This window comes from Methylobacterium sp. WSM2598 (genome assembly GCF_000379105.1).
Classification (GTDB): domain Bacteria; phylum Pseudomonadota; class Alphaproteobacteria; order Rhizobiales; family Beijerinckiaceae; genus Methylobacterium.
Map to the genome: position 1 here is coordinate 2320679 of NZ_KB900609.1, position 22241 is coordinate 2342919.

The following is a 22241-nucleotide window of genomic DNA, read 5'->3' on the forward strand; positions in this document are numbered from 1 at the left end:
GGGCAGCGTGACGCGCCTTTGGGCTCGACGGCGGCGCAGGCCTGCCCGTTTGCGCTGCAATGCCGGCGTCCGGCCGCGGTTCGGACCGAATCCGGGCCCCCGGCCTAGGCTGTCGGCGCACGCGAAATTGGCACATCGCTTGCCGGTGGGGGGCGACCGGACGAGAGGTCGGGGGAAGAGGAAAACATGACGATGTCCTGGAAGGCATGGCTCTCGCGCGCCGCCGTCGCGGGCGGGCTCGCGCTCGGCACGGTGGCGTCCACCGCCGCGTTCGCGCAGGAGACGATAAAGGTCGGCATCCTGCACTCGCTCTCGGGCACGATGGCCATCTCCGAGACGACCCTCAAGGACGTCATGCTCATGCTGATCGATGAGCAGAACAAGAAGGGCGGCGTGCTGGGAAAGAAGCTCGAAGCGGTCGTGGTCGACCCGGCCTCGAACTGGCCGCTCTTCGCCGAGAAGGCGCGCGAGCTGATCTCGAAGGACAAGGTATCGGCGGTGTTCGGCTGCTGGACCAGCGTGTCGCGCAAGTCGGTCCTTCCGGTCTTCAAGGAGTTGAACTCGGTCCTGTTCTACCCCGTGCAGTACGAGGGTGAGGAGAGCGAGCGCAACGTGTTCTACACGGGCGCCGCCCCGAACCAGCAGGCGATCCCGGCCGTCGACTACCTGATGAAGGAGGAGAAGGTTCAGCGCTGGGTGCTGGAGGGCACGGACTACGTCTACCCGCGCACGACCAACAAGATCCTCGAAGCCTACCTCAAGTCGAAGGGCGTGAAGCCCGAGGACATCTCGATCAACTACACCCCGTTCGGTCAGTCCGACTGGCAGACCCGGGTCGCCGCGATCAAGGCCTTCGGCTCGGCCGGCAAGAAGACGGCGGTGGTCTCGACGATCAACGGCGACGCGAACGTGCCGTTCTACAAGGAGCTGGCCAACCAGGGCATCAAGGCGACCGACATCCCGGTGGTGGCCTTCTCGGTCGGCGAGGAGGAGCTGGCGGGCATCGACACCAAGCCGCTGCTCGGCCACCTCGCGGCCTGGAACTACTTCGAGTCGATCGACACGCCGGACAACAAGGCGTTCATCGCCAAGTGGAAGGAATTCACCAAGAACCCGAAGCGGGTGACCAACGACCCGATGGAAGCCCACTACATCGGCTTCAACATGTGGGTGAAGGCGGTCGAGAAGGCCGGCTCGGTCGATCCGGACAAGGTGATCGCGGCGCTGCCCGGCACCAAGCAGGCCAACCTGACCGGCGGCACGTCGGAGATGCTGCCGAACCACCACATCACCAAGCCGGTCTTCATCGGCGAGATCAAGGGCGACGGCCAGTTCGACGTGGTGTGGAAGACGGACGGCCTGGTCCCGGGCGATGCGTGGTCGAAGGAGCTCGACGGCTCCAAGGATCTCGAGGCCGACTGGGTGAAGCTCAATTGCGGCAACTACAACACCAAGACCAAGAAGTGCGGCGGCGCGTGAGCCGCCCTTCCCCGGCGGCTTCGCCTCGGGCGGGTCCGCCGGGCTCCCGTTCCCCCACCGTCGCGCGCCGGGCCGGGGGCCGGCCCGGCGCGTGATGCGCAATCCCCCCGCGCCGCGCGGCGCGGGCCCCCTCCGCCGCGCGGGGAGGGATCTCGCGCCTGATCCGCGGCGCGGCCCGGTTCAACGATCGGAACACCGAATGCGTCGCTGGCTCACCCTCGTCCTGACCCTCGTCGTCCTCGCCGCCGCCCTGCCGGCCGCGCACGCCCAGGCCCAGGCCCAGGCCCAGGCCCAAGCGCCGGCGCCGGCGCCGGCGCCGGCGCCGGCGGAGGCCGCCTACGCCCGGCTCGCGAGCGACAGCTACGCCGAGATCGAGGCCGGCATCGCCGCGCTCGCCGCGAGCGGCGACGCGCGGGCCGGCCTCGTCCTCGGCGCGCTCGCCGACGGAAGGCTCCTGTACCGCCCCGAGGACCGGGCCCTGGCGATCCGGGACGGCGCCGCGCTGACGCTCGCCCGCACGGGCGCCGCGGTGCCGGGCGCGGAGGGGTTCAGGCCCGTGCGCGTCAACAACCGGGTGCGCCGCGCCATCGACGCCGCGCAGGGCACCCTCAACCTGGTCGCGCCCGAGGCCGGCCGGCGCCGCGCCGCCGCGGACGCGGTGTTCAAGGCGCGCGACGTCGCCGCCCTGCCGGCCCTCGACGCGGCGCTCGCCCGCGAGAGCGATGCGGGCGTGCGGCGCGCCCTGGAGGAGGCCCGCGCCGCCGCCCTCCTCGCCAAGCCCGACGCGAGCGAGGCCCAGCGCGTCGCCGCCGTGGCGGTGCTCCAGGCCCGCGGCGACGGCGACGCGCTCGCGATCCTGCGCGGCCTGCCGGCGGACGCGCCGGCCGCCCTGCGCGAGGCCGGCGCCAAGGCGGTCGCCGGCATCGCGTTCCGCCTCGCCATCCTGGCGAACCTCCAGAACGCCTGGTACGGCATCTCCCTCGGCTCGGTGCTGCTGCTCGCGGCGATCGGGCTCGCCATCACCTTCGGGGTCATGGGCGTCATCAACATGGCGCATGGCGAGATGGTGATGCTCGGCGCCTACACGACCTTCCTGGTGCAGGAGGTGATCCGCCAGCGGGCGCCCGGCCTGTTCGACTGGTCGCTGCCGATCGCCATCCCGCTCGCCTTCCTGGTGGCGGGCGCGGTCGGCATCGTGATCGAGCGGGGCATCATCCGCTTCCTGTACGGCAGGCCGCTCGAGACGCTGCTCGCGACCTGGGGCGTCAGCCTGATCCTGCAGCAGGGGGTCCGCTCGCTGTTCGGGCCGACCAACCGCGAGGTCGGGGCGCCGTCCTACATGTCCGGCGCCGTCGACGTGTTCGGCCTCGCGATCACCTGGGGGCGGCTCTGGATCGTGGTCTTCGCGCTCGCCGTCTTCGTCGGGCTCAACCTGATCCTCAAGGCGACCTCCTTCGGCCTGAAGACCCGGGCGGTGACGCAGAACCGGCGCATGGCTGCCGCCATGGGCATCCGCACGCCCTGGATCGACGCCTTCACCTTCGGGCTGGGCTCGGGCATCGCCGGCATCGCGGGCGTGGCGCTGTCGCAGATCGACAACGTCTCGCCCAACCTCGGCCAGAGCTACATCATCGATTCCTTCCTGGTCGTGGTGTTCGGCGGCGTCGGCAATCTCTGGGGCACGCTCGTCGCGGCCCTGACCCTCGGCGCCGCGAACAAGTTCCTGGAGCCCTACGCGGGGGCGGTGCTCGGCAAGATCCTGCTCCTGATCTTCATCGTGTTGTTCATCCAGAAGCGCCCGCGCGGCCTGTTCGCGCTGAAGGGCCGGGCGGTGGAGGCGTGAGCATGACCCTGATCGACCGGAAGGGCTGGGTCTTCCTCGCCGTCCTCCTCGCCTTCGCGGTGGCGGTGCCGGTCCTCAACCTCGCGACCGCCGAGGGCTCGGCGGCGAACGTGCCCACCTACGCGGTCTCGCTGATGGGCAAGTACCTCTGCTACGCGATCCTGGCGCTCAGCCTCGACCTCGTCTGGGGCTATTGCGGCATCCTGTCCCTCGGCCACGGCGCCTTCTTCGCCCTCGGCGGCTACGCGATGGGCATGTACCTGATGCGCCAGATCGGCCCGCGCGGCGTCTACGGCCACCCGATCCTGCCCGACTTCATGGTCTTCCTGAACTGGAAGGACCTGCCCTGGTACTGGCACGGCTTCGACTGGTTCCCCTTCGCGGCGCTGATGGTGCTGCTGGTGCCGGGCCTGCTCGCCTTCGTGTTCGGCTGGCTCGCCTTCCGCTCGCGGGTGACCGGGGTCTACCTGTCGATCATCACCCAGGCGATGACCTTCGCGCTGATGCTCGCCTTCTTCCGCAACGACATGGGCCTCGGCGGCAATAACGGGCTCACCGACTTCAAGGACATCCTGGGCTTCAACGTGCAGGCGCAGGGGACCCGGGTGACGCTGTTCGTCCTCACCGCCGCCGCCCTGGCGCTCGCCTACCTGGTCGCCCGCGTCATGACGACCTCCGCCTACGGCAAGGTGCTGATCGCGATCCGCGACGCGGAATCGCGCACGCGCTTCCTCGGCTACCGCACGGCCCACTTCAAGGTCCTGGCCTTCACGGTCTCGGCCATGATGGCGGGCGTGGCCGGCGCCCTCTACGTGCCGCAGGTCGGCATCATCAACCCGTCCGAGTTCACGCCGGCCAACTCCATCGAGGCGGTGATCTGGGTCGCGGTCGGCGGCCGCGGCACCCTGGTCGGGGCCGCCCTCGGCGGCGTCCTCGTCAACTACGCCAAGACGCTCCTCACCGGCGCGATGCCGGACGCCTGGCTGTTCATGCTCGGCGCCCTCTTCGTCGTCGTCACCCTGTTCCTGCCGCGCGGCATCGTGGGCACGCTCGTCGAGCGGCTCGGGAGCCGGCGCGCGCGGGCGACCCTGCCCGGGCCGGCGCCGGGGGAGGTCGAGCCGGCCCTCGCCGAGGAAGGACGCGGCTCATGAGCGCGGCGATCGCCCTCGACCCCCCGGCGGGTCCCGCCCAGGAGCGGCGCCTCACCAGCACGCTCCTCTACGTCGATGACATCCGGGTCACGTTCGACGGCTACCGCGCCCTGCGCGGCCTGTCGCTGACCCTGATGCCCGGCGAGATGCGCGCCATCATCGGCCCGAACGGGGCCGGCAAGACCACCATGATGGATTGCATCACCGGCAAGACGCGGCCGGATTCCGGCACCGTCATGTTCGACGGCGTGCACGACCTCACCCGCATGGACGAGGCGGACATCGCCGAACTCGGCATCGGCCGGAAGTTCCAGAAGCCGACCGTGTTCGAGAGCCACAGCGTGGCGGACAACATCCTGCTCGCCCTCAAGGGGCCGCGCGGCGCCACCGCCTCGCTGTTCGGCTGGCGCAACCGGGTCGAGGCGGAGCGCATCGACGCGATCCTCGGCACGACCGGCCTGCTGGCGCACCGGGCGCGGCCGGCCGCCGACCTCTCCCACGGCCAGAAGCAGTGGCTGGAGATCGGCATGCTGCTGGCGCAGGACCCGAAGCTGCTCCTCGTGGACGAGCCGGTGGCCGGCATGACCGACGCGGAGACCGAGGCGACCGCCGCGCTGCTGCGGCGCATCGCCCGCGACCACGCGGTGATCGTGGTCGAGCACGACATGCACTTCGTGCGCGCCCTCGGCTGCCGCGTCACCTGCCTGCACGAGGGCGCGGTGCTGGCCGAGGGCTCGATCGATTCCGTCTCGGCCGACCCGCGGGTGGTCGAGGTCTATCTCGGCCGCTGAGGGGGTCCGGCAGCATGCTCACCGTCGAGGCGATCGACCTGCATTACGGCGCGGCGCAGGCCCTGCGCGGCGTCTCCCTCACCGCCGAGGTCGGCAAGGTGACGGCCGTGCTCGGCCGCAACGGCGTCGGAAAGACCTCGCTGATGCGCGCCATCGTGGGCCAGCAGCCGGTCTCGAAGGGCGCGGTGCGGCTGGCCGGCGAGGAGATCAGCCGGCTTCCCCCCTACGATCGCGCGCGCCGGGGCGTCGCCTTCGTGCCCCAGGGCCGCGAGATCTTCCCGCTGCTCACCGTCAAGGAGAACCTGGAGACCGGGTTCGCGCCCTTGACGCGCCGCGACCGCTACGTGCCGGCGGAGATCTACGACCTGTTCCCGGTGCTGAAGGACATGCTCTGGCGCCGCGGCGGCGACCTCTCCGGCGGCCAGCAGCAGCAGCTCGCGATCGGTCGGGCCCTGGTGACCCGCCCACGCCTCCTCGTCCTCGACGAGCCCACCGAGGGCATCCAGCCCTCGATCATCAAGGATATCGGCCGGGCGATCGACTACCTGCGCGGCAAGGGCGAGATGGCGATCGTCCTCGTCGAGCAGTATTTCGAGTGGGCGCGCGACCTGTGCGACAGTTACGCCGTGATGGATCGCGGGCAGGTGGTGGAGGCCGGGCCGAGATCCGAGATGGTCGAGGCGCAGGTGCGGCGCTGGCTGTCGGTGTGAGCCGCCGCCGCGGCGCGCCCGCGGGGCGCCGCGCTACTGCCCGATCCAGACTTCCAGCACGTTCGGCCTGATGATCGCCAGCGGGACCGCCCTGACGGTCCTGGGGACGATCCCGCTCTGATTGAGGGCGGCGGCGAGCGCCTCGGCGGCGGGCTTGGCGGCGGGGTCGCCGTAGCGCACCTCGGCGAGGGTCGCGGCGGCCGCGACCCGCTCGCCGCCGGCACCGGCCCCCTGCACGGCCCAGCCCTGGGCCGCCAGGGCGTTGGCGAGGGCCGCGATGGCGGGCCGCGGGAAGCCCGCGAACTGGATGTAGACTTGGTACTTCGCCCTGGCCTCGGCGGCCGGACCGGCCGGCGCCGCCGTCGCGCCGGCCGGCTTCGCAGGTGCCGGCGTGCCGGCCGGCGGCGCGGCTTGCGCCTGCGAGGCGGCGGCGTCGGCGGCGATGCGGCAGGGTAGCCAGAAATACACGACGCAGGCGAGCCGCTCATTCTCGGGCCGGGACCGGCTCCACACGAAGAGCGGCAGCCACGCGACGATCAGCAGCGCGATGAACCAGCCCGAAGCGCGCTGCGCGATCGGCTCGCTGAGGAATCTCACCAGCAGAAAGAGCACGACCCCGACCGCGAGGACGTAGACGACGGCGGGAATCGCGCTCTCGAGCCGCGTCCCGAACTGCTCGATGAGCGCCACCGCGGCGAAGCAGGCGATTGCCGAGGCGAGAATCGCACCCTGAGTGGGGTATTGCTTGGCGAAATCCCGGAGATATTCGACAGGGTTCATCCCGCAGCCCCGGCTTTTGGATGAAGTCACACTGGATTGACTGTTTCCGGGGGGAGTGTCAACGGAGTCTCGGCGGGCGCTCCGTCCCGATCTTGGCGGCGCCGGCCGGGCGGCCGAACGCCGCGGGCGTCGTGGCCGGTCTGCTTGCATTTTTCGCGCGGTGGGACTATCTCTCCGCCATCAGTTCTGTTCGCGGTCGATGAGGCTGCGGTGCGGGAGTGGGCCCCTCGGGACCCGCTCTTTTTTATTGCCGCGGCCTCGGGCGAGCGCGAGCGGAACGCCAGCCCTTCCCCGAGGACGCCCCGGCGAGCACCATGACCGACGCCCCAGACCATCACGCGACCGAGAAGCGGCTCATCACCGAGACCGGCGTCGCCGCCCGCGTGGCGCAGATCGTCGAGCCCTCGCTCGAAGGGCTCGGCTTCCGCCTCGTGCGGGTGCGGGTCACCGGCCAGAACGGCTGCACGGTCCAGATCATGGCCGAGCGGCCGGACGGCACCATGACGGTCGAGGATTGCGAGGCGGTGAGCCGCACCATCTCGCCGCTCCTCGACGTCGACGACCCGATCGGCCGGGCCTATCACCTGGAGATCTCCTCGCCCGGCATCGACCGGCCGCTGGTGCGCGCCGGCGACTTCGCCCGCTGGGCGGGGCACGAGGCCAAGGTGGAGCTCGCGGTGCCGCTGGAGGGGCGCAAGCGCTTCCGCGGCCTCATCCGGGCGCCCGAGGGCGCGACCGTGCGCATCGACCTGCCCGACGCGAAGGAGGGGACGCCCGCCTCCTACGAGCTGCGCCTCGCCGATATCGGGGAGGCGCACCTCGTGCTCACCGACGACCTCATCCGCGAATCCCTGCGCCGCGGCTCGGCCCCGGCGCAGGACGAGGATGAGGAGGGCGAGGACGAGGCGCCCGGCGCGCCCCTCTGACCGCACCACGCACACGAAACGGCATCCGCGCCGCGAGGCGCCCTCGAATCCAGGGAAGGATCAGCAGCCATGGCCGTCGTCAGCGCCAACCGACTCGAACTGCTCCAGATCGCCGACGCCGTCGCCCGCGAGAAGGTCATCGACCGGTCCATCGTGATCGGGGCGATGGAGGAGGCCATCGCCAAGGCCGCCCGCTCGCGCTACGGCGCCGAGACCGACGTCCATGCCGAGATCGACCCCCGCACCGGCGCGCTGCGCCTCTCGCGCCACCTCCTGGTGGTGGAGCAGGTGGAGAACGATGCCCGCGAGATCGACCTCGAGACCGCCCGCCGGCACAACCCGGCGGCCCAGATCGGCGACGTCATCGCCGACACCCTGCCGCCCTTCGATTTCGGCCGCGTCGCCGCCCAGTCGGCCAAGCAGGTCATCGTCCAGAAGGTCCGCGACGCCGAGCGCGACCGCCAGTACGAGGAGTACAAGGACCGCATCGGCGAGATCGTGAACGGCCTCGTCAAGCGCGTCGAGTACGGCAACACCATCGTGGATCTCGGCCGCGGCGAAGGCATCGTGCGCCGCGACGAATCGATCCCGCGCGAGACCTTCCGGCCGGGGGACCGCATCCGCGCCTACCTGTTCGACGTGCGCCGCGAGGTGCGCGGGCCGCAGATCTTCCTGTCCCGCTCGCACCCGCAATTCATGGCGAAGCTCTTCGCCCAGGAGGTGCCCGAGATCTACGACGGCATCGTCGAGGTGAAGGCGGTGGCCCGCGATCCGGGCTCGCGCGCCAAGATCGCGGTCATCTCGCGCGACTCCTCGATCGACCCGGTCGGCGCCTGCGTCGGCATGCGCGGCTCGCGCGTCCAGGCCGTGGTCGGCGAGCTGCAGGGCGAGAAGATCGACATCATCCCGTGGTCGCAGGACCAGGCGACCTTCATCGTCAACGCGCTCCAGCCGGCCGAGGTGGTCAAGGTCGTGCTCGACGAGGAGGCCGACCGCATCGAGGTGGTGGTGCCGGACGACCAGCTCTCGCTGGCGATCGGCCGCCGCGGCCAGAACGTGCGGCTCGCCTCCCAGCTCACCGGCTGGGACATCGACATCCTGACCGAGGCCGAGGAATCCGAGCGCCGGCAGAAGGAGTTCGTCGAGCGCACCAACACCTTCATGCAGGCGCTCGACGTCGACGAGACGGTCGGCCAGCTCCTGGCCGCGGAGGGCTTCCGCTCCGTCGAGGAGATCGCCTACGTCGAGCCGGGCGACATCGCCAACATCCAGGGACTCGACGAGGAGACCGGGGCCGAGATCCAGAGCCGGGCCCAGGAATACCTCGCCCGGATCGAGGCCGAGAACGACGCCCGCCGCCGCGAACTCGGCGTCGAGGACGAGCTGCGCGAGATCGACGGCATCACCACGCCCATGATGGTGGCGCTCGGCGAGAACGAGGTGCGCACGGTCGAGGACCTGGCGGGATGCGCCACCGACGACCTCGTCGGCTACACCGAGGGCCGCGGGCCCGAGGCGGTGCGTCACCCGGGCTACCTCGACGGGTTCGACCTCTCCCGCGCCGAGGCCGAGGCGATGATCGTGGCCGCCCGCGTGCGGGCCGGCTGGATCGAGGCCCCGGAGGAGGCGCCCGCCGAGGACGAGCAGGCCGAGCAGGACGAGGCCGAGGCCGAGCCCGCTCAGGCCGAGGGCCAGCCGACCTGATCGGCCGCCGCTGCCGCGCGGCGCCCCGCCTCTCCCGGCAGGGATGGGATCCGTCGCCGCGCCTCCGACGTTCCCCGATCATCCAAGACCCGCCACTCGTGCCCGCCACCCTTGCTGCCACCCTTGCCCGCCACCCTTGGCCCCCCACCCTTGGCCCCCCACCCTTGGCCCCCCATGCAGGACGCCGCGATCCCCGAAGACCTGTCGCCCGACGACTCGCTGCCCGACGATCTGCCGCCCGACATCCTCGATGCCGGGATCGGGCGCGGCCGCGCGCGGGCGGAGCGCACCTGCCTCGTCACCCGGGAGGCGCAGAACCCCTCCGGGATGATCCGCTTCGCGCTCGCGCCGGACGGGACGGTGGTGCCGGACCTGAGGGCGCGCCTGCCGGGGCGGGGCGCCTGGGTCACCGCGACCCGCGCGGCGGTCGCCGAGGCGCTGCGCAAGCGCCTGTTCCAGCGCGCCTTCAAGGGCAAGGCGACGGCCGTACCGCCGGATCTCGCGGATGTGATCGAGGCGGCCCTGCGCCAGGACCTGCGCCAGGGCCTCTCGCTCGCCAACAAGGCGGGCTGCGTCGTCACGGGCTTCACCAAGGTGGAGAGCGCCGTGGCGAGCCGGGAGGGCGTGGCGGCCCTCCTGCACGCCAGCGACGCCAGCCCGGACGGGCGGCGCAAGCTCGCCCAGGCATTGCGCCGCCGCTACGGCGATGCCATATGCGAGATCCCGGTGGTGGACGACCTGTCCGGTGTTGAATTGGACATGGCCTTGGGCCGGGATCATGTGATACACGCTGCCCTCACCGCGGGGGCCGGCACGGCCGGCTTGCTCGCGCGTTGGCGTCGGCTCCGCCGTTTCCGCGGTGCGGAGGCCGCGCCGGGGGATGTCGGGCTGGCGCCGCACGGCGACGCCGACACGGCCCTCCCGGACGATGTCCAGGCGACGGAATGAGATCGTGACCGGTCCCCGGAAGGCCGGTGATTGAGTGAATGGGATCGGCCCCTCCCGGGTGCGTTCCCGGGATGCAGGTGGGAGGCGGCCTCCGGGAGGCCGGATCCCGGGACGCTGAGAACCCCCAGGATCTGAACTGAATGAGTGAGACGAAGAATCCGGGCGACAAGACGCTGCACGGTGGCCCCGCCAAGACGCTCTCGGTGAAGCGTCCGGTCGAGCAGGGCATCGTACGCCAGAGCTTCTCCCATGGCCGCTCGAAGTCGGTCGTGGTCGAGACAGTGAAGCGGCGCGTCATCGGTGCCCCGCAGGCGCCGGCTGCCGCCCCGAAGGAGACCGCACCGGCGCCGGCCCCGAGCCGGCCGGCCTCGGGCGCCCCGCCGCGCTCCGGCGAGCCGCGCCAGGCGCCGGCCCGCTCGGGCGTGGTGCTGCGCACGCTGAGCGACCAGGAGCAGAATGCCCGCCTCGCCGCGCTGGCGGATGCGCGCCGGCGCGAGGAGGACGAGCGCCGCCGCGCCGCCGACGAGGCCCGCCGCCGCGCCGAGCGCGAGGCCGCGGAAGCCCGCGAGCGCGAGGCCGCCGAGGCGCGCAAGCGCGAGGAGGAGGAGCGCCGCCGCCAGGAGGACGCGCGCAAGCGCCGCGCCGCCGAGGAGGCCGAGCGCCGCGCGAACGAGGAGGCGGCCCGGGCTGCGGCCGCCACCGCCGCCTTCGAGGCGCCCGCGCCCGCCGCGCAGGCTGCCGCACCGGCGGCCCCCGTCGCCCCGCGGCCCGCCGCGGCGGCGCCGCGCCCGACCGCCGCGGCACCGGGCCCGCGCCCCGCCGCTCCGGGCCAGCGCCCCGCTGCTCCGGGCCCGCGCCCGGCCGCGGTTCCCGGCCGGCCGGCCGCCGCGGCCCGGCCCGCGACCCCGGCCGAGCCGCGCCGCGTCCTCACGGCGGATGCGCGCAAGCCCCGCGACCTGAACTTCATGGCCCGGCCGGCCCCGAAGCCGCCCGAGCCCAAGCCCGAGCCGAAGCCGGCCGCGAGCGCGCAGCCGACCGCGGCGACGCCCGCGCGGGCCGCCCCGGCCACCGGCCGCCCGGCCGCCGCCCCGGCGGACGACGAGGCCGACACCAAGCGGGTGATCCGGCGGCCCGGCATGCCGCTCAAGATCATCAGCCCGCCCAAGACGCCGAAATCCCCGGGCGGCGACCGCAACCGCGGCCGCCTGACCATCGCCACCGCGACCTCGGGCGAGGATGAGCGGACCCGTTCGCTCGCCTCCTTCCGTCGCCGGACCCAGCGCCTCACCGGCCACCGGCAGATGGAGCAGAAAGAGAAGCTGTCGCGCGAAGTGGTCATCCCGGAGACGATCACCATCCAGGAACTCGCCAACCGCATGAGCGAGCGGGCGGTGGACGTCATCCGCCTGCTGATGAAGCAGGGCCAGATCCACAAGATCACGGACGTGATCGACTCGGACACGGCCCAGCTGATCGCCGAGGAACTCGGCCACACGGTGCGCCGCGTGGCGGAATCCGACGTCGAGGAGGGGCTCTTCGACGAGCCGGACGTCGACGAGGACACCCAGCCGCGGCCCCCGGTCGTGACCATCATGGGCCACGTCGACCACGGCAAGACCTCGCTCCTCGACGCGATCCGCAACGCCAACGTCGTGGAAGGCGAGGCGGGCGGCATCACGCAGCATATCGGCGCCTACCAGGTGACCTCGCCCTCCGGCGGCAAGATCACCTTCATCGACACCCCCGGCCACGCCGCCTTCACCTCCATGCGCGCCCGCGGCGCCAAGGTGACGGACATCGTCGTGCTGGTGGTGGCGGCCGATGACGGCGTCATGCCCCAGACGATCGAGGCGATCGCCCACGCCAAGGCGGCCGACGTGCCGCTCGTCGTGGCGATCAACAAGGTCGACAAGCCCGACGCCAACCCGCAGCGGGTGCGCACCGAACTCCTCCAGCACAACGTGCAGGTGGAATCGATGGGCGGCGAGACCCTCGAATTCGAGGTCTCGGCCAAGACCCGCCAGGGCCTCGACGAACTCCTGGAGGGCCTCGCCCTGCAGGCCGAGGTGCTGAACCTGCGCGCCAATCCCGACCGCTCGGCGGAAGGCACCGTGATCGAGGCCAAGCTCGACCGCGGCCGCGGCCCGGTCGCCACCGTGCTGGTCGCCCGCGGCACGCTGCACACGGGCGACATCGTGGTGGCGGGCGCCGAGTGGGGCCGCGTGCGCGCCCTGATCGACGATACCGGCCGCAACGTGCGCGAGGCGGGCCCGGCGGTCCCGGTCGAGGTGCTCGGCTTCAACGGCACGCCCGAGGCGGGCGACCGCGTCGCGGTGGTCGAGAACGAGGCCCGCGCCCGCGAGGTCACCGAGTACCGGGCCCGCGTGAAGCGCGAGCGCGCGGCCGCGGCGGGTGCCGCCTCGGGCCGCTCGCTGATGGACATGATGCGCGACCTCAAGGAGGGCGCCGGCCGCAAGGAGTTCGCGCTCGTCGTCAAGGGCGACGTGCAGGGCTCGGTGGAGGCCATCGCGGGGGCCCTCGACAAGCTCGGCAACGAGGAGGTCGGGGCGCGCATCCTGCACACCGGCGTGGGCGGAATCACGGAGTCGGACATCACCCTGGCCCAGGCCTCCGGCGCCGTGGTGATCGGCTTCAACGTGCGCGCCCACAAGGAGGCCCGCGAGGCCGCCGAGCGCTCCGGCGTCGAGATCCGCTACTACAACATCATCTACGACCTCGTGGATGACGTGAAGGCGGCGATGTCGGGCCTGCTCCCGCCGACGCTCCGCGAGGAGCGGCTGGGCGAGGCGCGGATCCTCGAGATCTTCAACGTCTCGAAGGTCGGCAAGATCGCGGGCTGCCGGGTCGAGGATGGCCGCGTGGAGCGCGGCGCCAACGTCCGGCTCATCCGCGACAACGTCGTCGTCCACGAGGGCAAGCTCTCGCAGCTCAAGCGCTTCAAGGACGACGCGCGCGAGGTCTCGGCCGGCCAGGAATGCGGCATGGCGTTCGAGAATTACCAGGACATGCGCGTCCGGGACGTGATCGAGTGCTACATCGTGCACGAGGAGCGGCGGACGCTCTGATCCGCTCCTGACGCCGTTCGGCCGCCCCGCCGGGCGGCCCCGTTTCTGCCGAGCCCGGGGCGCCCTCGCCCCGGGCTCGTCGGTTCAGAACCCTGAAGGCGTCACCCCGGCCGCCCGGCGGCCCCGGTTCAAGCCCGGATTGAGACACGATGCGCAAACCGACCGAAACCGCCGGCCCCTCGCAGCGTCAGCAGCGCGTGGCCGAACTCGTCCGCCACGCCATCGCGGAGGTGCTGAGCCGCGGCGACCTGCAGGACCCGGTGCTGAGCCGGCACGTCATCACGGTGCCGGAGGTCCGGATGTCGCCGGACCTCAAGCTCGCCACCGCCTACGTCATGCCGCTCGGCGGCCAGGACGAGGCCCCGGTGCTGGAGGCGCTGGAGCGCAACCGCAAGGCGCTCCGGCAGGAGGTGGCCCGGCGCGTGAACCTCAAGTTCGCGCCCGAGTTGCGCTTCCGCCGCGACGAGACGTTCGACGAGGCGGCGCGGATCGATCGGCTGCTGCGCAGCGAGAAGGTGCAGCGGGACCTCGGCGGCGAGCAGGACGACGCCGGCGATCCCGACGCGTGAGCTGCCGCGCCGCCGCAACGGCGCGCTTCCGCGAGGATTGACCAGGGGGGAGCGCGCCGGCGAGCCGGGCCGCGTCCGCCCGGCTTTGGATGGGACGGGAAGCGATGATGCACGAGGACCAGGCTGCCGGGTCGAGTCCGGCCGCACCGCGCGAGGGCCGGCCGCCTCGCGACCGCGGGCGCCCGCAGGGCGACCGGCCCGGCGGCGACCGACCCAAGAGTGACCGGCCGAAGGGCGACAGGCCCAAAGGCGACCGTCCCAAGCGCCGCGAGATCAGCGGCTGGGTGATCCTCGACAAGGGCGTCGGCATGACCTCGACCCACGCGGTCGCGGCGGTGAAGCGGGCGCTCAACGCCAAGAAGGCCGGCCACGCGGGCACCCTCGACCCGCTCGCCTCCGGCATCCTGCCGATCGCGCTCGGCGAGGCGACCAAGACCGTCCCCTTCGTGATGGACGGGCGCAAGGCCTACGTCTTCACGGTGACCTGGGGCACGGAGACCGACACGGACGACGCGGAGGGCCGCGCCGTCGCCACCTCCGAGAGCCGCCCGACCCGCGAGGAGGTCGAGGCGGTGCTGCCGCGCTTCGTCGGTGCGATCGAGCAGGTGCCGCCGCGCTACTCGGCGATCAAGATCCAGGGCGAGCGCGCCTACGACCTCGCCCGCGACGGCGAGGTGGTCGAGCTCGTGGCGCGGCCGGTCCAGATCGACCGGCTCGCGATCGTCGCCCATGCGGAGGAGCGGACGATCATCGAGGCCGAGTGCGGCAAGGGCACCTACGTGCGCGCCATCGCCCGCGATCTCGGCCGGGCGCTCGGCTGCCTCGGCCACGTCTCGGCCCTGCGCCGCACCCGGGTCGGTCCCTTCGCGGAGGACCAGTCCTGCACCCTCGGCGCGCTCGAAGCGGCGCAGGGCGACGAGGTGGCGGCGGTGCTCCGGCCCGTCGAGACCGCCCTCGACGCCGTGGCCTGCGTGCCCGTCTCCCGCGACATGGCGATGCGGCTGATGCGGGGCCAATCGGTGATCCTGCGCGGGCGCGACGCGCCGGTGGCCGGCAAGGCCTACGCGACCTGCAACGGGGTGCTGGTGGCGGTGGGCGACGTCGAGCGGGGCGAACTCGTGCCGCACCGGGTCTTCCACCTCGGCGGCACCGCTCCGCGCCATGGCTGAGGCCGCGCCGCCCGACGATCCCCGGATCCTCTGGACCGAGGACGTCCTGCGCTACCGCGACAGCGACGCGAACGGCCACGTCAACAACGCGGTCTTCGCGGGCTTCTGCGAGAGCGGCCGGGTCCAGTTCTTCGCCGCGCATCTGAGGCCGGTGCTGGCGGAGGGCTGCGCCCTCGTCATCGCCCGCTTCGTCATCGACTACCGGGGCGAGCTGCACTTCCCCGGCCGGGTGCGCACCGGGACCTGGCTCGCCCGGATCGGGCGCAGCTCGCTGGGGTTCCGCAACCGCATCCTCGCCGAGGGACGCCTGGTCGGGGAGGCGGAGGCGGCCTGCGTGGTCATCGACGCGGAGAGCCGCCGGCCGCGCCCGCTGGAGGGCGCGGCGCGCGAGGCGGCGGAGCGGCTGCGCCGCGCGGCCCGGTTCGCCCCTACGGCCACACCTTGATCGCCACCGGCCGCCGCACGAGGTCGCGGTCGGAGGTGATCTCGCACCCGTTCCGGCGCAGCACCGCGTAGAACAGCTCGGCGCGCTCGCCCACGTCGTCGAAGTTGCGGCCCCGCGCGCCCGGATCGAGCAGCGACGGGTAGCTGATGAGGTCGCCCCGGGCCCGGCAGGGATCGCCGTAGAGCGTCGGGCCCTCGAGGAGGAGGCGCGGCTCGTCCCAGGCGAGGAGGTCGCGGGAGGTGGTCCAGTAGAAGCCGGAGCGCGGGAAGGCGCCGCCCGCCTCCGCCTGGAACACCGCGATCCAGGCGCCGGTGCCGCGGTGGCGGCTGACCGAGCCGACCGGGGCCGGGAAGGGCCAGACCGGCCGGCAGGCGCCGGCCGGCCTCGCACCCTTGCGGTAGGGGTCCGGGAAGGCGACCGTGAAGCCGGTTCCGTCCCAGGCCCGCCAGCGGCCGGGATCGGCGACGTCGTCCGAGCGGAACAGGCAGACGCCGAAGGGCTGGCCGTCCCAGCCGGTGTTCGAGGCGAGGAAGTACCAGTAGCGCCCGTCCCGCACGATGTTCGAGGGGTTGAAGAAACCGCGGTGGCGGCCCTGCTCGACCTCCTGCCGGAAGGGCGGCGCGGCCACCACGGCGGGCGGGCTCGCCCGCTCGAAGCGCGCGCCCCCGTCGCCCGAGCGGGCCGCCAGGATGGTGTTGTACCAGCAGGCCATCATCTCGCCCGAGCGGCAGCGGCCCGGATGCGCCTCGGCATGGTACTCGTGGTGGAGGAGGGCCGCGACCGCGCGCCCGTCCTCGGTCCAGGTCGCGGTGACCCAGCTGCGGTCGTCGTAGCGCTCGGGCTCGGCCGCGAGGCCCGAATCGAGCACGATCCGGCAATCGATCGCGAGGTGATCGAGGTCGGGCCCCCGCAGGGCGCGGTTGCGGTAGTGCAGCCCGAACATCACCAGGCCGCCCCCGGCATCCCGGAAGGCGCGCACCGGCGCGTCCGGCACGTCGTGCCCGTCGCAGGCATCCACCCGGGCCCGGAAGACCGGCCGGGCCGGACCGACCAGCGTCAGCGCCGAGAGCGGCGGGCCCGGCTCGGCGACGGCGCGGCAGGCCGCGACGCCGAGCCACGCGGCAAGGAGCAGGCGACGCATCGTCTCGACCTGGACAGGGGCGGGGAGCTTGGCCGAGAATTCCTTGCGGGCCGGTTAGCCCGACGGCGCCGATTCACGGAGCCCTCGCCCGGGAAGTGCTCGCCCGGGGAGTGCTCGCCCAGGGAGTTTTTCGCCCATGCCGGTCCTCCTCCTGGGCCTCGCGCTGTTCCTCGGCACCCACGCCTTCACCATGCTGCGGGGGCCGCGCGCGGCCCTGATCGCGCGGGTCGGGGAGGGGCCCTACAAGCTCGGCTACTCGGTGCTCGCCCTGGTCGGCCTGATCGTGCTCGGCATCGGCTACGGGCGCTACCGGTCGGAGGGCTACATCGACATCTGGTCGCCGCCGGTCTGGACGCGCCACCTCGCGCTCCTCCTCGTTCTCGTCGCCTTCGTGGCCTTCGCGGCGGCCTACCTGCCGGGGCGGATCAAGGGCGCGCTCAAGCACCCGATGCTGGCGGGCGTGAAGATCTGGGCGGCGGCGCACCTCCTCGCCAACGGCGATCTCGGCTCGATCCTCCTGTTCGGCAGCATCCTGGCCTGGGCGGTGGCGGCCCGCATCAGCGTCAAGCGCCGCGACGAGGTGAAGGCCCATGCGGGTCCGGCGGCGGCGCCCGCCGGCTGGCGCAACGACGCGCTCGCGGTGGGGATCGGGGTCGTCGCGTGGTTCGTCTTCGCCCGGGTGCTGCATCCCTGGCTGATCGGCGTCGCGGTGTGGCCGGGACAGGCCTGAGCCTCGCCATCCGCGCGCGTTCGTGCTAGGCGGACCGCCCTGTCGCGGGCGCGCGCGGCATGCTTCCGGCGAGCGGGTCCGAGATGAAAGAAGACGAGTTCATACGCGAGGTCAACGAGGATTACCGGCGAGACCGCGCGGCCGAGATCTGGAAGCGCTACAGCGGCGTCTTCATCGGCATCGCGGTGCTCGTGGTGATCGGCGTCGGCGGCTGGCGCTTCTGGCAGCACGAGCAGCAGGTCCAGGCCGAGGCGGCGAGCCGGCGCTTCGACGAGGCGGTGCGCGCCAGCAAGGACAAGGGCAGCGAGGCGGCCAAGGCCTTCGAGACGCTCGCGGCGGATTCCCCCCACGGCTACCGGATCCTGGCCCAGTTCCGCGCCGCGGCCGAGGCCGGCAAGGCCGATCCGGCGGCCGGCGCCAGGGCCTACGCGGCGATCGCGGCCGATACCGGGGTCGGGCCGGGCCTGCGCGACGCGGCGCGCCTGCGCGGGGCGCTCCTGCGCCTCGATTCCGACGACCCGGAAGCGCTGAACACGCTCCAGGGGCTCGCCGCCTCCGGCAACGCCTTCCGCCACACCGCCCGCGAGATGCTGGGCCTGACGGCGATGCGCAAGGGCGACTTCGAGGGCGCCGGCCGCTGGTTCGACCAGATCGCCGCCGACCGCGAGACGCCGCCCGGATTGCGCCAGCGCCTGGAGGTCTACGTCGCCCTCGCGGCGGGCGGTCCGGTCCAGGTCAGCGACGCGGGCCCGGCCGCGCCCGCCGCCCCGCCGCCGCCGGAGGTGACGCGCTAGCCGCGCCTGCCCGACCGTCCCGAGATCCACCGGCGCGGGGGGCTCCGTCCGAGAGGACGGACCCCGCGCCCTCCGCGTTGCACCTGCACTGCGCCCCTCGCCCAGGACCTCTCCCATGTCGATGCCCATCGTCGCGATCGTCGGGCGTCCCAACGTCGGCAAGTCGACGCTGTTCAACCGCCTCGTCGGCCGCAAGCTCGCCCTCGTGGACGACCGTCCGGGCGTGACCCGCGACCGCCGGGAGGGCGAGGCGCGGCTCGGGCACCTGCGCTTCACGATCATCGACACGGCGGGCCTCGAAGAGGCCGACGCGGAATCCCTGGCCGGCCGGATGCGCGCCCAGACCGAGGCCGCCATCGCGGAGGCCGACGCGGTGCTCTTCGTGGTCGATGCCCGCGCCGGCCTGCTGCCGGCCGACCAGCCCTTCGCGGAGCTCGTCCGGCGCGCCGACAAGCCGGTGATCCTGCTTGCCAACAAGGCGGAGGGCGGCGCCGGCCTGGCGGGCGCCTACGAGGCCTTCGGGCTCGGCCTCGGCGACCCGGTCCCGGTCTCGGCCGAGCACGGCGAGGGGATGGGGCAGCTCATCGACGCGCTGGCCGACATCCTGCCCGAGGCCGAGGACGACGACGAGGAGGGCGAGGGCAAGCCGCTCCGGGTCGCCATCGTCGGGCGCCCCAATGCCGGCAAGTCGACCCTGATCAACCGGATGCTCGGCGAGGACAGGCTGCTGGTCGGGCCGGAGGCGGGCATCACCCGCGACTCGATCTCCCTCGACTGGGAGTGGCGCGGCCGCCGCATCAAGCTGCACGACACGGCGGGGATGCGCCGCCGCGCCCGGGTCGACGACAAGCTGGAGAAGCTCGCCGTCTCGGACGGGCTGCGGGCGGTGCGCTTCGCCGAGGTGGTGGTGGTGCTCCTCGACGCCACCATCCCGTTCGAGAAGCAGGACCTCACCATCGTCGACCTCGTCGAGCAGGAGGGCCGCGCCCTCGTCATCGGGCTCAACAAGTGGGACCTCGTCGCCGACCAGCCCGGCCTGCTCAAGGAGTTGCGGGAGAAGGCGGCGCGGCTCCTGCCCCAGGTGCGCGGCGCCCCGATCGTGCCGCTCTCCGGGCTCGCGGGCGAGGGCATCGACCGGCTGATGCAGGGCGTCGTCTCGGCCTCCGACGTCTGGAACCGGCGGGTGCCGACGGCGCGGATCAACCAGTGGCTGTCCGAGGCCGTCCAGGCCAACCCGCCCCCCGCCGTGTCGGGCCGGCGCATCAAGATCCGCTACGCGACCCAGGTGAAGAGCCGGCCGCCGCACTTCGCGCTGTTCGGCAACCAGCTCGACGCGCTGCCGAAATCCTACACGCGCTACCTCGTGAACGGGCTCCGGGACGCGTTCGACCTGCCCGGCGTGCCGATCCGGCTGTCCCTGCGCACGTCGCGCAATCCGTTCGACAAGGGGGAGTGAGGCTCAGCGGGGCTTCAGGTCGCCGGGCAGGTGCTTGGCGTAGGCCTCCCGCTCCTCCTTCTCGCGCATCAGCGCCTCGTAGGCGGCCTTCTGCTCCGCCGAGACGGTGAGGACGCGCCCCTTCTCCGCCTTGCGGCGCGGCTGGCGCTTGAACTGGTCCTGTGCGGTCATCGAATCGATCCCCTCGCGCCGTCACCCTCGCAGCTTGCCGCCCACCAGCCAAGCGGGGTCGAACCAGCGATCCGCCTCGCCGTCGTAGGGCAGGCGCGTGATGTCCCATTGCTGGATGAAGGGCGCGTAGACGTTCCACACCGCCACCCCGCCGCCGACGAAGATCCGCCGCCCGCTGTAGCGGGCGAGCACCGCGGCCGGATCCTCGTGCGAGCGGATGATGGCGATGGTCCGGTCCCGGTACGCGAAGGAGGGCACCGCCTCGATCGTCTTCGGGCCGGCAATCAGCACGTGGCCCTGCGTCTCGGCGAAGAAGCGGGTCACGTCCTCGACGTAGAGCGGATCCGCGTTGCCCTCCCAGGGCAGCCGCCCGTCGAGGCCGAGCTGGCCCCGCTGCCCGATGGCGCACATCGCCCGCACGTCGATCATCGCGTCTCTCCGCCTTGCACCGCGTCATACCGGGTCGACGGGGCCGGGTCGACGGGGCCGGCGCCACGGTCGCTCGGCCGCGCCGCCCAGGCCGCGGCCCGACCAAGGGGATCATATGACGTAACGTAAATTCATAACCTTTTGTTAATACCCGATGCATAAACTTGCAATCGAGCCGTATAAGAAAGATTAATTCACCGGAGCGGCGCTCCCAGGAGGGTATCGTGCGGAGAATCATAGATGATATTCCTATCCTGGGAAAAATTGCAATCCCAGTCCTGATTCTCATCGGCGTGACGATCGGTCTGCTGGGCCTGGTGGATGGCGTCTTCTCCGAGCTCGACCGGACCACCCAGCGGCTCGTCGACCTGCAGGCGGCCCGCGTCGTCGGGGCCTTCGAGGTCGCGCTCGCCGTCGGCGAGACGACGATCCAGGAGCGCAACATCATCATCGAGACCGATCCGGCGGCGCTGCGGGGCTACCACGACCGCTACGTGGCCGCGAAGGACGCGGCCGGCGCCGCCCAAAACCGGCTCGCGCGGCTCGCGGACACGCCCGCGCGGAGCAGCACCGCCGAGGCGGTCGGGCAGCAGATCGCAGCTTATTTCGCAGTGGCCGACCGGGTGGTAGCGTTCGCGCTTCGCAACGAGAACGAGGCGGCCTTCGCGCTGGCCTCCAAGGAGGGGCAGCGCGCGCGCGAGGCCGCGCTCCGCGCGGTTCGCAGCCGGGTGGAGGCCAATCTCGGCGAACTCGCCGCCGCCCGTGACAGGGCTCACGAGAGCGTCACCGCCGCGTCCTGGCGCCAGCTGGGCCTGGCCGTGACGGGCCTCACGCTGTCCTGCGCCCTGCTCGGGCTCGTCGCCGTGCGGGGCGTCTCGCGCCCGCTCGGCCGTGCCACCGCGGCGATGAGCAGGCTCGCGAGCGGCGACCTCGCGGTCGCGGTCGGCGGGACCGAGCGGCGCGACGAGGTCGGCGCGCTCGCCCGCGCCCTCCAGGTCTTCCGGGACGATGCCCTCGCGCGGCGCGAACTGGAGACCCGCGAGGCGGCGGAGGCCCGCGCGAAGCTCGCCCGCGCCGGCCAGCTCGACGCGCTCACGCGCAGGCTCGAAGGGACGGTGGCGGCCCTGCGCGAGGGCCTCTCGGGCGCCGTGCGGGGCATGGAGGCGACGGCCGGCGTGATGGCCTCGGTCGCGGAGCGGGGCGCGGTCCAGGCGGCCGCCGTGGCCGGGGCCGCGCAGCAGACCACGGCCAACGTGCAGACGGTGGCCGCCGCGAGCGAGGAGATGGCGGCCTCGATCCACGAGATCGTGAGCCAGGTGGCGCAATCCTCGCGCATCGCCGGACGGGCGGTGGAGGATGCCCGCCGCACCGACGCCACGGTGCGGCGTCTGGCGGAGACCGCGGAGCGGATCAGCGGCATCGTCTCGGCCATCTCGGGCATCGCCGCGCAGACGAACCTGCTGGCGCTGAACGCCACGATCGAGGCGGCGCGGGCCGGGGAGGCGGGGCGCGGCTTCGCAGTAGTCGCCGCCGAGGTCAAGGAACTCGCCGGCCAGACCGCCCGGGCCACCGACGAGATCGGCGGTCAGATCGGCGAGATTCAGGCCGCCACCCAGGCGGCCGTCGGGGACATCCGGCAGATCGGCGAGGTGATCGCCGAGATGGCGCGGCACGCCGCCAGCATCGCGGCCGCCATGGAGGAGCAGGGAGCCGCCACGCAGGAAATCACCCGCAACGTGCAGGAGGCGGCGCGCGGGACCGAGAGCGTCCGGGCGAACGTCCTCGTCCTGCGCGACGGGGCGGAGGAGACCGGTGCGGCGGCCGCCCAGGTGCAGGACGCGGCCCGCGACCTCTCCGGGCAGTCCGAGAGGCTGGTCGGCGAGGTCGGCGCCTTCCTGGCGGCCGTCCGGGCCGCCTGA

The 22241-nt window shown here is 72.8% G+C and carries 20 protein-coding genes; 16 read left to right on the plus strand and 4 right to left on the minus strand.

All coding sequences use genetic code 11. The features are described from left to right. Positions 1-192 precede the first annotated feature (192 nt). The 5 genes from urtA to urtE all read left to right on the plus strand — a co-directional run bounded on the left by urtA (position 193) and on the right by urtE (position 5974). On the plus strand, positions 193-1479 hold the full coding sequence (urtA, locus tag MET2598_RS0110880) for an urea ABC transporter substrate-binding protein (protein ID WP_018260849.1): 1287 nt from the start codon (positions 193-195) through the stop codon (positions 1477-1479). Positions 1480-1678: 199 nt separating this feature from the next. After that, on the plus strand, positions 1679-3322 hold the full coding sequence (gene urtB, locus MET2598_RS0110885) for an urea ABC transporter permease subunit UrtB (RefSeq protein ID WP_018260850.1): 1644 nt from the start codon (positions 1679-1681) through the stop codon (positions 3320-3322). 2 nt (positions 3323-3324) lie between these two features. Beyond that, positions 3325-4473, plus strand: coding sequence for an urea ABC transporter permease subunit UrtC (gene urtC, locus MET2598_RS0110890; protein ID WP_018260851.1), 1149 nt, complete (start codon positions 3325-3327; stop codon positions 4471-4473). Continuing rightward, positions 4470-5264: an urea ABC transporter ATP-binding protein UrtD gene (gene urtD / locus MET2598_RS0110895; RefSeq protein WP_012332462.1), complete on the plus strand. Its 795-nt coding sequence runs from the start codon at positions 4470-4472 to the stop codon at positions 5262-5264. Before urtC ends, urtD begins: the two co-directional genes overlap by 4 nt. Before the next feature lie 14 nt (positions 5265-5278). Then, positions 5279-5974: an urea ABC transporter ATP-binding subunit UrtE gene (gene urtE / locus MET2598_RS0110900; protein WP_018260852.1), complete on the plus strand. Its 696-nt coding sequence runs from the start codon at positions 5279-5281 to the stop codon at positions 5972-5974. A gap of 33 nt (positions 5975-6007) precedes the next feature. Here urtE and MET2598_RS0110905 read toward each other — a convergent pair whose 3' ends face one another. Further along, on the minus strand, positions 6008-6754 hold the full coding sequence (locus tag MET2598_RS0110905; protein ID WP_026190653.1) for a hypothetical protein: 747 nt from the start codon (positions 6752-6754) through the stop codon (positions 6008-6010). 314 nt (positions 6755-7068) lie between these two features. On the opposite strand from MET2598_RS0110905, the gene rimP reads away from it, so the two are divergent. The 7 genes from rimP to MET2598_RS0110940 all read left to right on the plus strand — a co-directional run bounded on the left by rimP (position 7069) and on the right by MET2598_RS0110940 (position 15601). Beyond that, positions 7069-7680 carry a ribosome maturation factor RimP gene (rimP, locus tag MET2598_RS0110910; protein WP_018260853.1) on the plus strand — a complete coding sequence of 204 codons (612 nt, stop codon included), beginning with the start codon at positions 7069-7071 and terminating at the stop codon, positions 7678-7680. Positions 7681-7749: 69 nt separating this feature from the next. Beyond that, positions 7750-9384, plus strand: a complete 1635-nt coding sequence (gene nusA, locus MET2598_RS0110915; RefSeq protein ID WP_012332458.1) for a transcription termination factor NusA — start codon at positions 7750-7752, stop codon at positions 9382-9384. Between the two features lie 174 nt (positions 9385-9558). After that, positions 9559-10332, plus strand: a complete 774-nt coding sequence (locus MET2598_RS0110920) for an RNA-binding protein (RefSeq protein WP_018260854.1) — start codon at positions 9559-9561, stop codon at positions 10330-10332. A gap of 140 nt (positions 10333-10472) precedes the next feature. After that, on the plus strand, positions 10473-13418 hold the full coding sequence (gene infB, locus MET2598_RS0110925) for a translation initiation factor IF-2 (protein ID WP_012332456.1): 2946 nt from the start codon (positions 10473-10475) through the stop codon (positions 13416-13418). A 149-nt stretch (positions 13419-13567) separates the two neighbouring features. Next, positions 13568-13987: a 30S ribosome-binding factor RbfA gene (gene rbfA / locus MET2598_RS0110930; RefSeq protein ID WP_012332455.1), complete on the plus strand. Its 420-nt coding sequence runs from the start codon at positions 13568-13570 to the stop codon at positions 13985-13987. Positions 13988-14091: 104 nt separating this feature from the next. After that, positions 14092-15156 (plus strand): tRNA pseudouridine(55) synthase TruB, encoded by a 1065-nt coding sequence (gene truB / locus MET2598_RS0110935; protein ID WP_012332454.1) that lies wholly within the window; start codon positions 14092-14094, stop codon positions 15154-15156. Beyond that, positions 15149-15601 carry an acyl-CoA thioesterase gene (locus MET2598_RS0110940; RefSeq protein WP_018260855.1) on the plus strand — a complete coding sequence of 151 codons (453 nt, stop codon included), beginning with the start codon at positions 15149-15151 and terminating at the stop codon, positions 15599-15601. The genes truB and MET2598_RS0110940 overlap by 8 nt, the downstream gene beginning before the upstream one ends. Here the strand turns inward: MET2598_RS0110940 and MET2598_RS0110945 are convergent. Next, positions 15585-16742 carry a hypothetical protein gene (locus MET2598_RS0110945; protein ID WP_012332452.1) on the minus strand — a complete coding sequence of 386 codons (1158 nt, stop codon included), beginning with the start codon at positions 16740-16742 and terminating at the stop codon, positions 15585-15587. The genes MET2598_RS0110940 and MET2598_RS0110945 overlap by 17 nt on opposite strands. A 136-nt stretch (positions 16743-16878) precedes the next feature. Here MET2598_RS0110945 and MET2598_RS0110950 point away from each other — a divergent pair, with 136 nt between their 5' ends. The 3 genes from MET2598_RS0110950 to der all read left to right on the plus strand — a co-directional run bounded on the left by MET2598_RS0110950 (position 16879) and on the right by der (position 19722). Next, complete coding sequence (locus tag MET2598_RS0110950) at positions 16879-17472, plus strand: NnrU family protein (RefSeq protein ID WP_012332451.1); 594 nt, start codon at positions 16879-16881, stop codon at positions 17470-17472. An 83-nt stretch (positions 17473-17555) separates the two neighbouring features. After that, positions 17556-18266, plus strand: coding sequence for a tetratricopeptide repeat protein (locus tag MET2598_RS0110955; protein ID WP_018260856.1), 711 nt, complete (start codon positions 17556-17558; stop codon positions 18264-18266). Between the two features lie 115 nt (positions 18267-18381). Then, positions 18382-19722, plus strand: a complete 1341-nt coding sequence (gene der, locus MET2598_RS0110960) for a ribosome biogenesis GTPase Der (protein WP_012332449.1) — start codon at positions 18382-18384, stop codon at positions 19720-19722. Positions 19723-19725: 3 nt separating this feature from the next. Here the strand turns inward: der and MET2598_RS42140 are convergent, their stop codons facing one another. Together MET2598_RS42140 and MET2598_RS0110970 are read right to left on the minus strand one after the other, a co-directional pair. Then, positions 19726-19893 carry a hypothetical protein gene (locus MET2598_RS42140; protein WP_012332448.1) on the minus strand — a complete coding sequence of 56 codons (168 nt, stop codon included), beginning with the start codon at positions 19891-19893 and terminating at the stop codon, positions 19726-19728. Positions 19894-19914: 21 nt separating this feature from the next. Beyond that, entirely contained in the window at positions 19915-20322 is a 408-nt protein-coding gene (locus MET2598_RS0110970; protein ID WP_018260857.1) for a dihydrofolate reductase, read from the minus strand. Between the two features lie 293 nt (positions 20323-20615). Here MET2598_RS0110970 and MET2598_RS0110975 point away from each other — a divergent pair, with 293 nt between their 5' ends. Further along, the gene (locus MET2598_RS0110975; protein WP_018260858.1) at positions 20616-22241 is read left to right on the plus strand and encodes a methyl-accepting chemotaxis protein; all 1626 of its coding nucleotides are present in this window, start codon (positions 20616-20618) and stop codon (positions 22239-22241) included.

Coding starts and splice junctions, on each gene's coding strand:
- urtA (WP_018260849.1), top strand. CDS start 193: ATGTCCTGGAAGGCATGGCTCTCGCGCGCCGCCGTCGCGGGCGGGCTC.
- urtB (WP_018260850.1), top strand. CDS start 1,679: ATGCGTCGCTGGCTCACCCTCGTCCTGACCCTCGTCGTCCTCGCCGCC.
- urtC (WP_018260851.1), top strand. CDS start 3,325: ATGACCCTGATCGACCGGAAGGGCTGGGTCTTCCTCGCCGTCCTCCTC.
- urtD (WP_012332462.1), top strand. CDS start 4,470: ATGAGCGCGGCGATCGCCCTCGACCCCCCGGCGGGTCCCGCCCAGGAG.
- urtE (WP_018260852.1), top strand. CDS start 5,279: ATGCTCACCGTCGAGGCGATCGACCTGCATTACGGCGCGGCGCAGGCC.
- MET2598_RS0110905 (WP_026190653.1), bottom strand. CDS start 6,754: ATGAACCCTGTCGAATATCTCCGGGATTTCGCCAAGCAATACCCCACT.
- rimP (WP_018260853.1), top strand. CDS start 7,069: ATGACCGACGCCCCAGACCATCACGCGACCGAGAAGCGGCTCATCACC.
- nusA (WP_012332458.1), top strand. CDS start 7,750: ATGGCCGTCGTCAGCGCCAACCGACTCGAACTGCTCCAGATCGCCGAC.
- MET2598_RS0110920 (WP_018260854.1), top strand. CDS start 9,559: ATGCAGGACGCCGCGATCCCCGAAGACCTGTCGCCCGACGACTCGCTG.
- infB (WP_012332456.1), top strand. CDS start 10,473: ATGAGTGAGACGAAGAATCCGGGCGACAAGACGCTGCACGGTGGCCCC.
- rbfA (WP_012332455.1), top strand. CDS start 13,568: ATGCGCAAACCGACCGAAACCGCCGGCCCCTCGCAGCGTCAGCAGCGC.
- truB (WP_012332454.1), top strand. CDS start 14,092: ATGATGCACGAGGACCAGGCTGCCGGGTCGAGTCCGGCCGCACCGCGC.
- MET2598_RS0110940 (WP_018260855.1), top strand. CDS start 15,149: ATGGCTGAGGCCGCGCCGCCCGACGATCCCCGGATCCTCTGGACCGAG.
- MET2598_RS0110945 (WP_012332452.1), bottom strand. CDS start 16,742: ATGCGTCGCCTGCTCCTTGCCGCGTGGCTCGGCGTCGCGGCCTGCCGC.
- MET2598_RS0110950 (WP_012332451.1), top strand. CDS start 16,879: ATGCCGGTCCTCCTCCTGGGCCTCGCGCTGTTCCTCGGCACCCACGCC.
- MET2598_RS0110955 (WP_018260856.1), top strand. CDS start 17,556: ATGAAAGAAGACGAGTTCATACGCGAGGTCAACGAGGATTACCGGCGA.
- der (WP_012332449.1), top strand. CDS start 18,382: ATGTCGATGCCCATCGTCGCGATCGTCGGGCGTCCCAACGTCGGCAAG.
- MET2598_RS42140 (WP_012332448.1), bottom strand. CDS start 19,893: ATGACCGCACAGGACCAGTTCAAGCGCCAGCCGCGCCGCAAGGCGGAG.
- MET2598_RS0110970 (WP_018260857.1), bottom strand. CDS start 20,322: ATGATCGACGTGCGGGCGATGTGCGCCATCGGGCAGCGGGGCCAGCTC.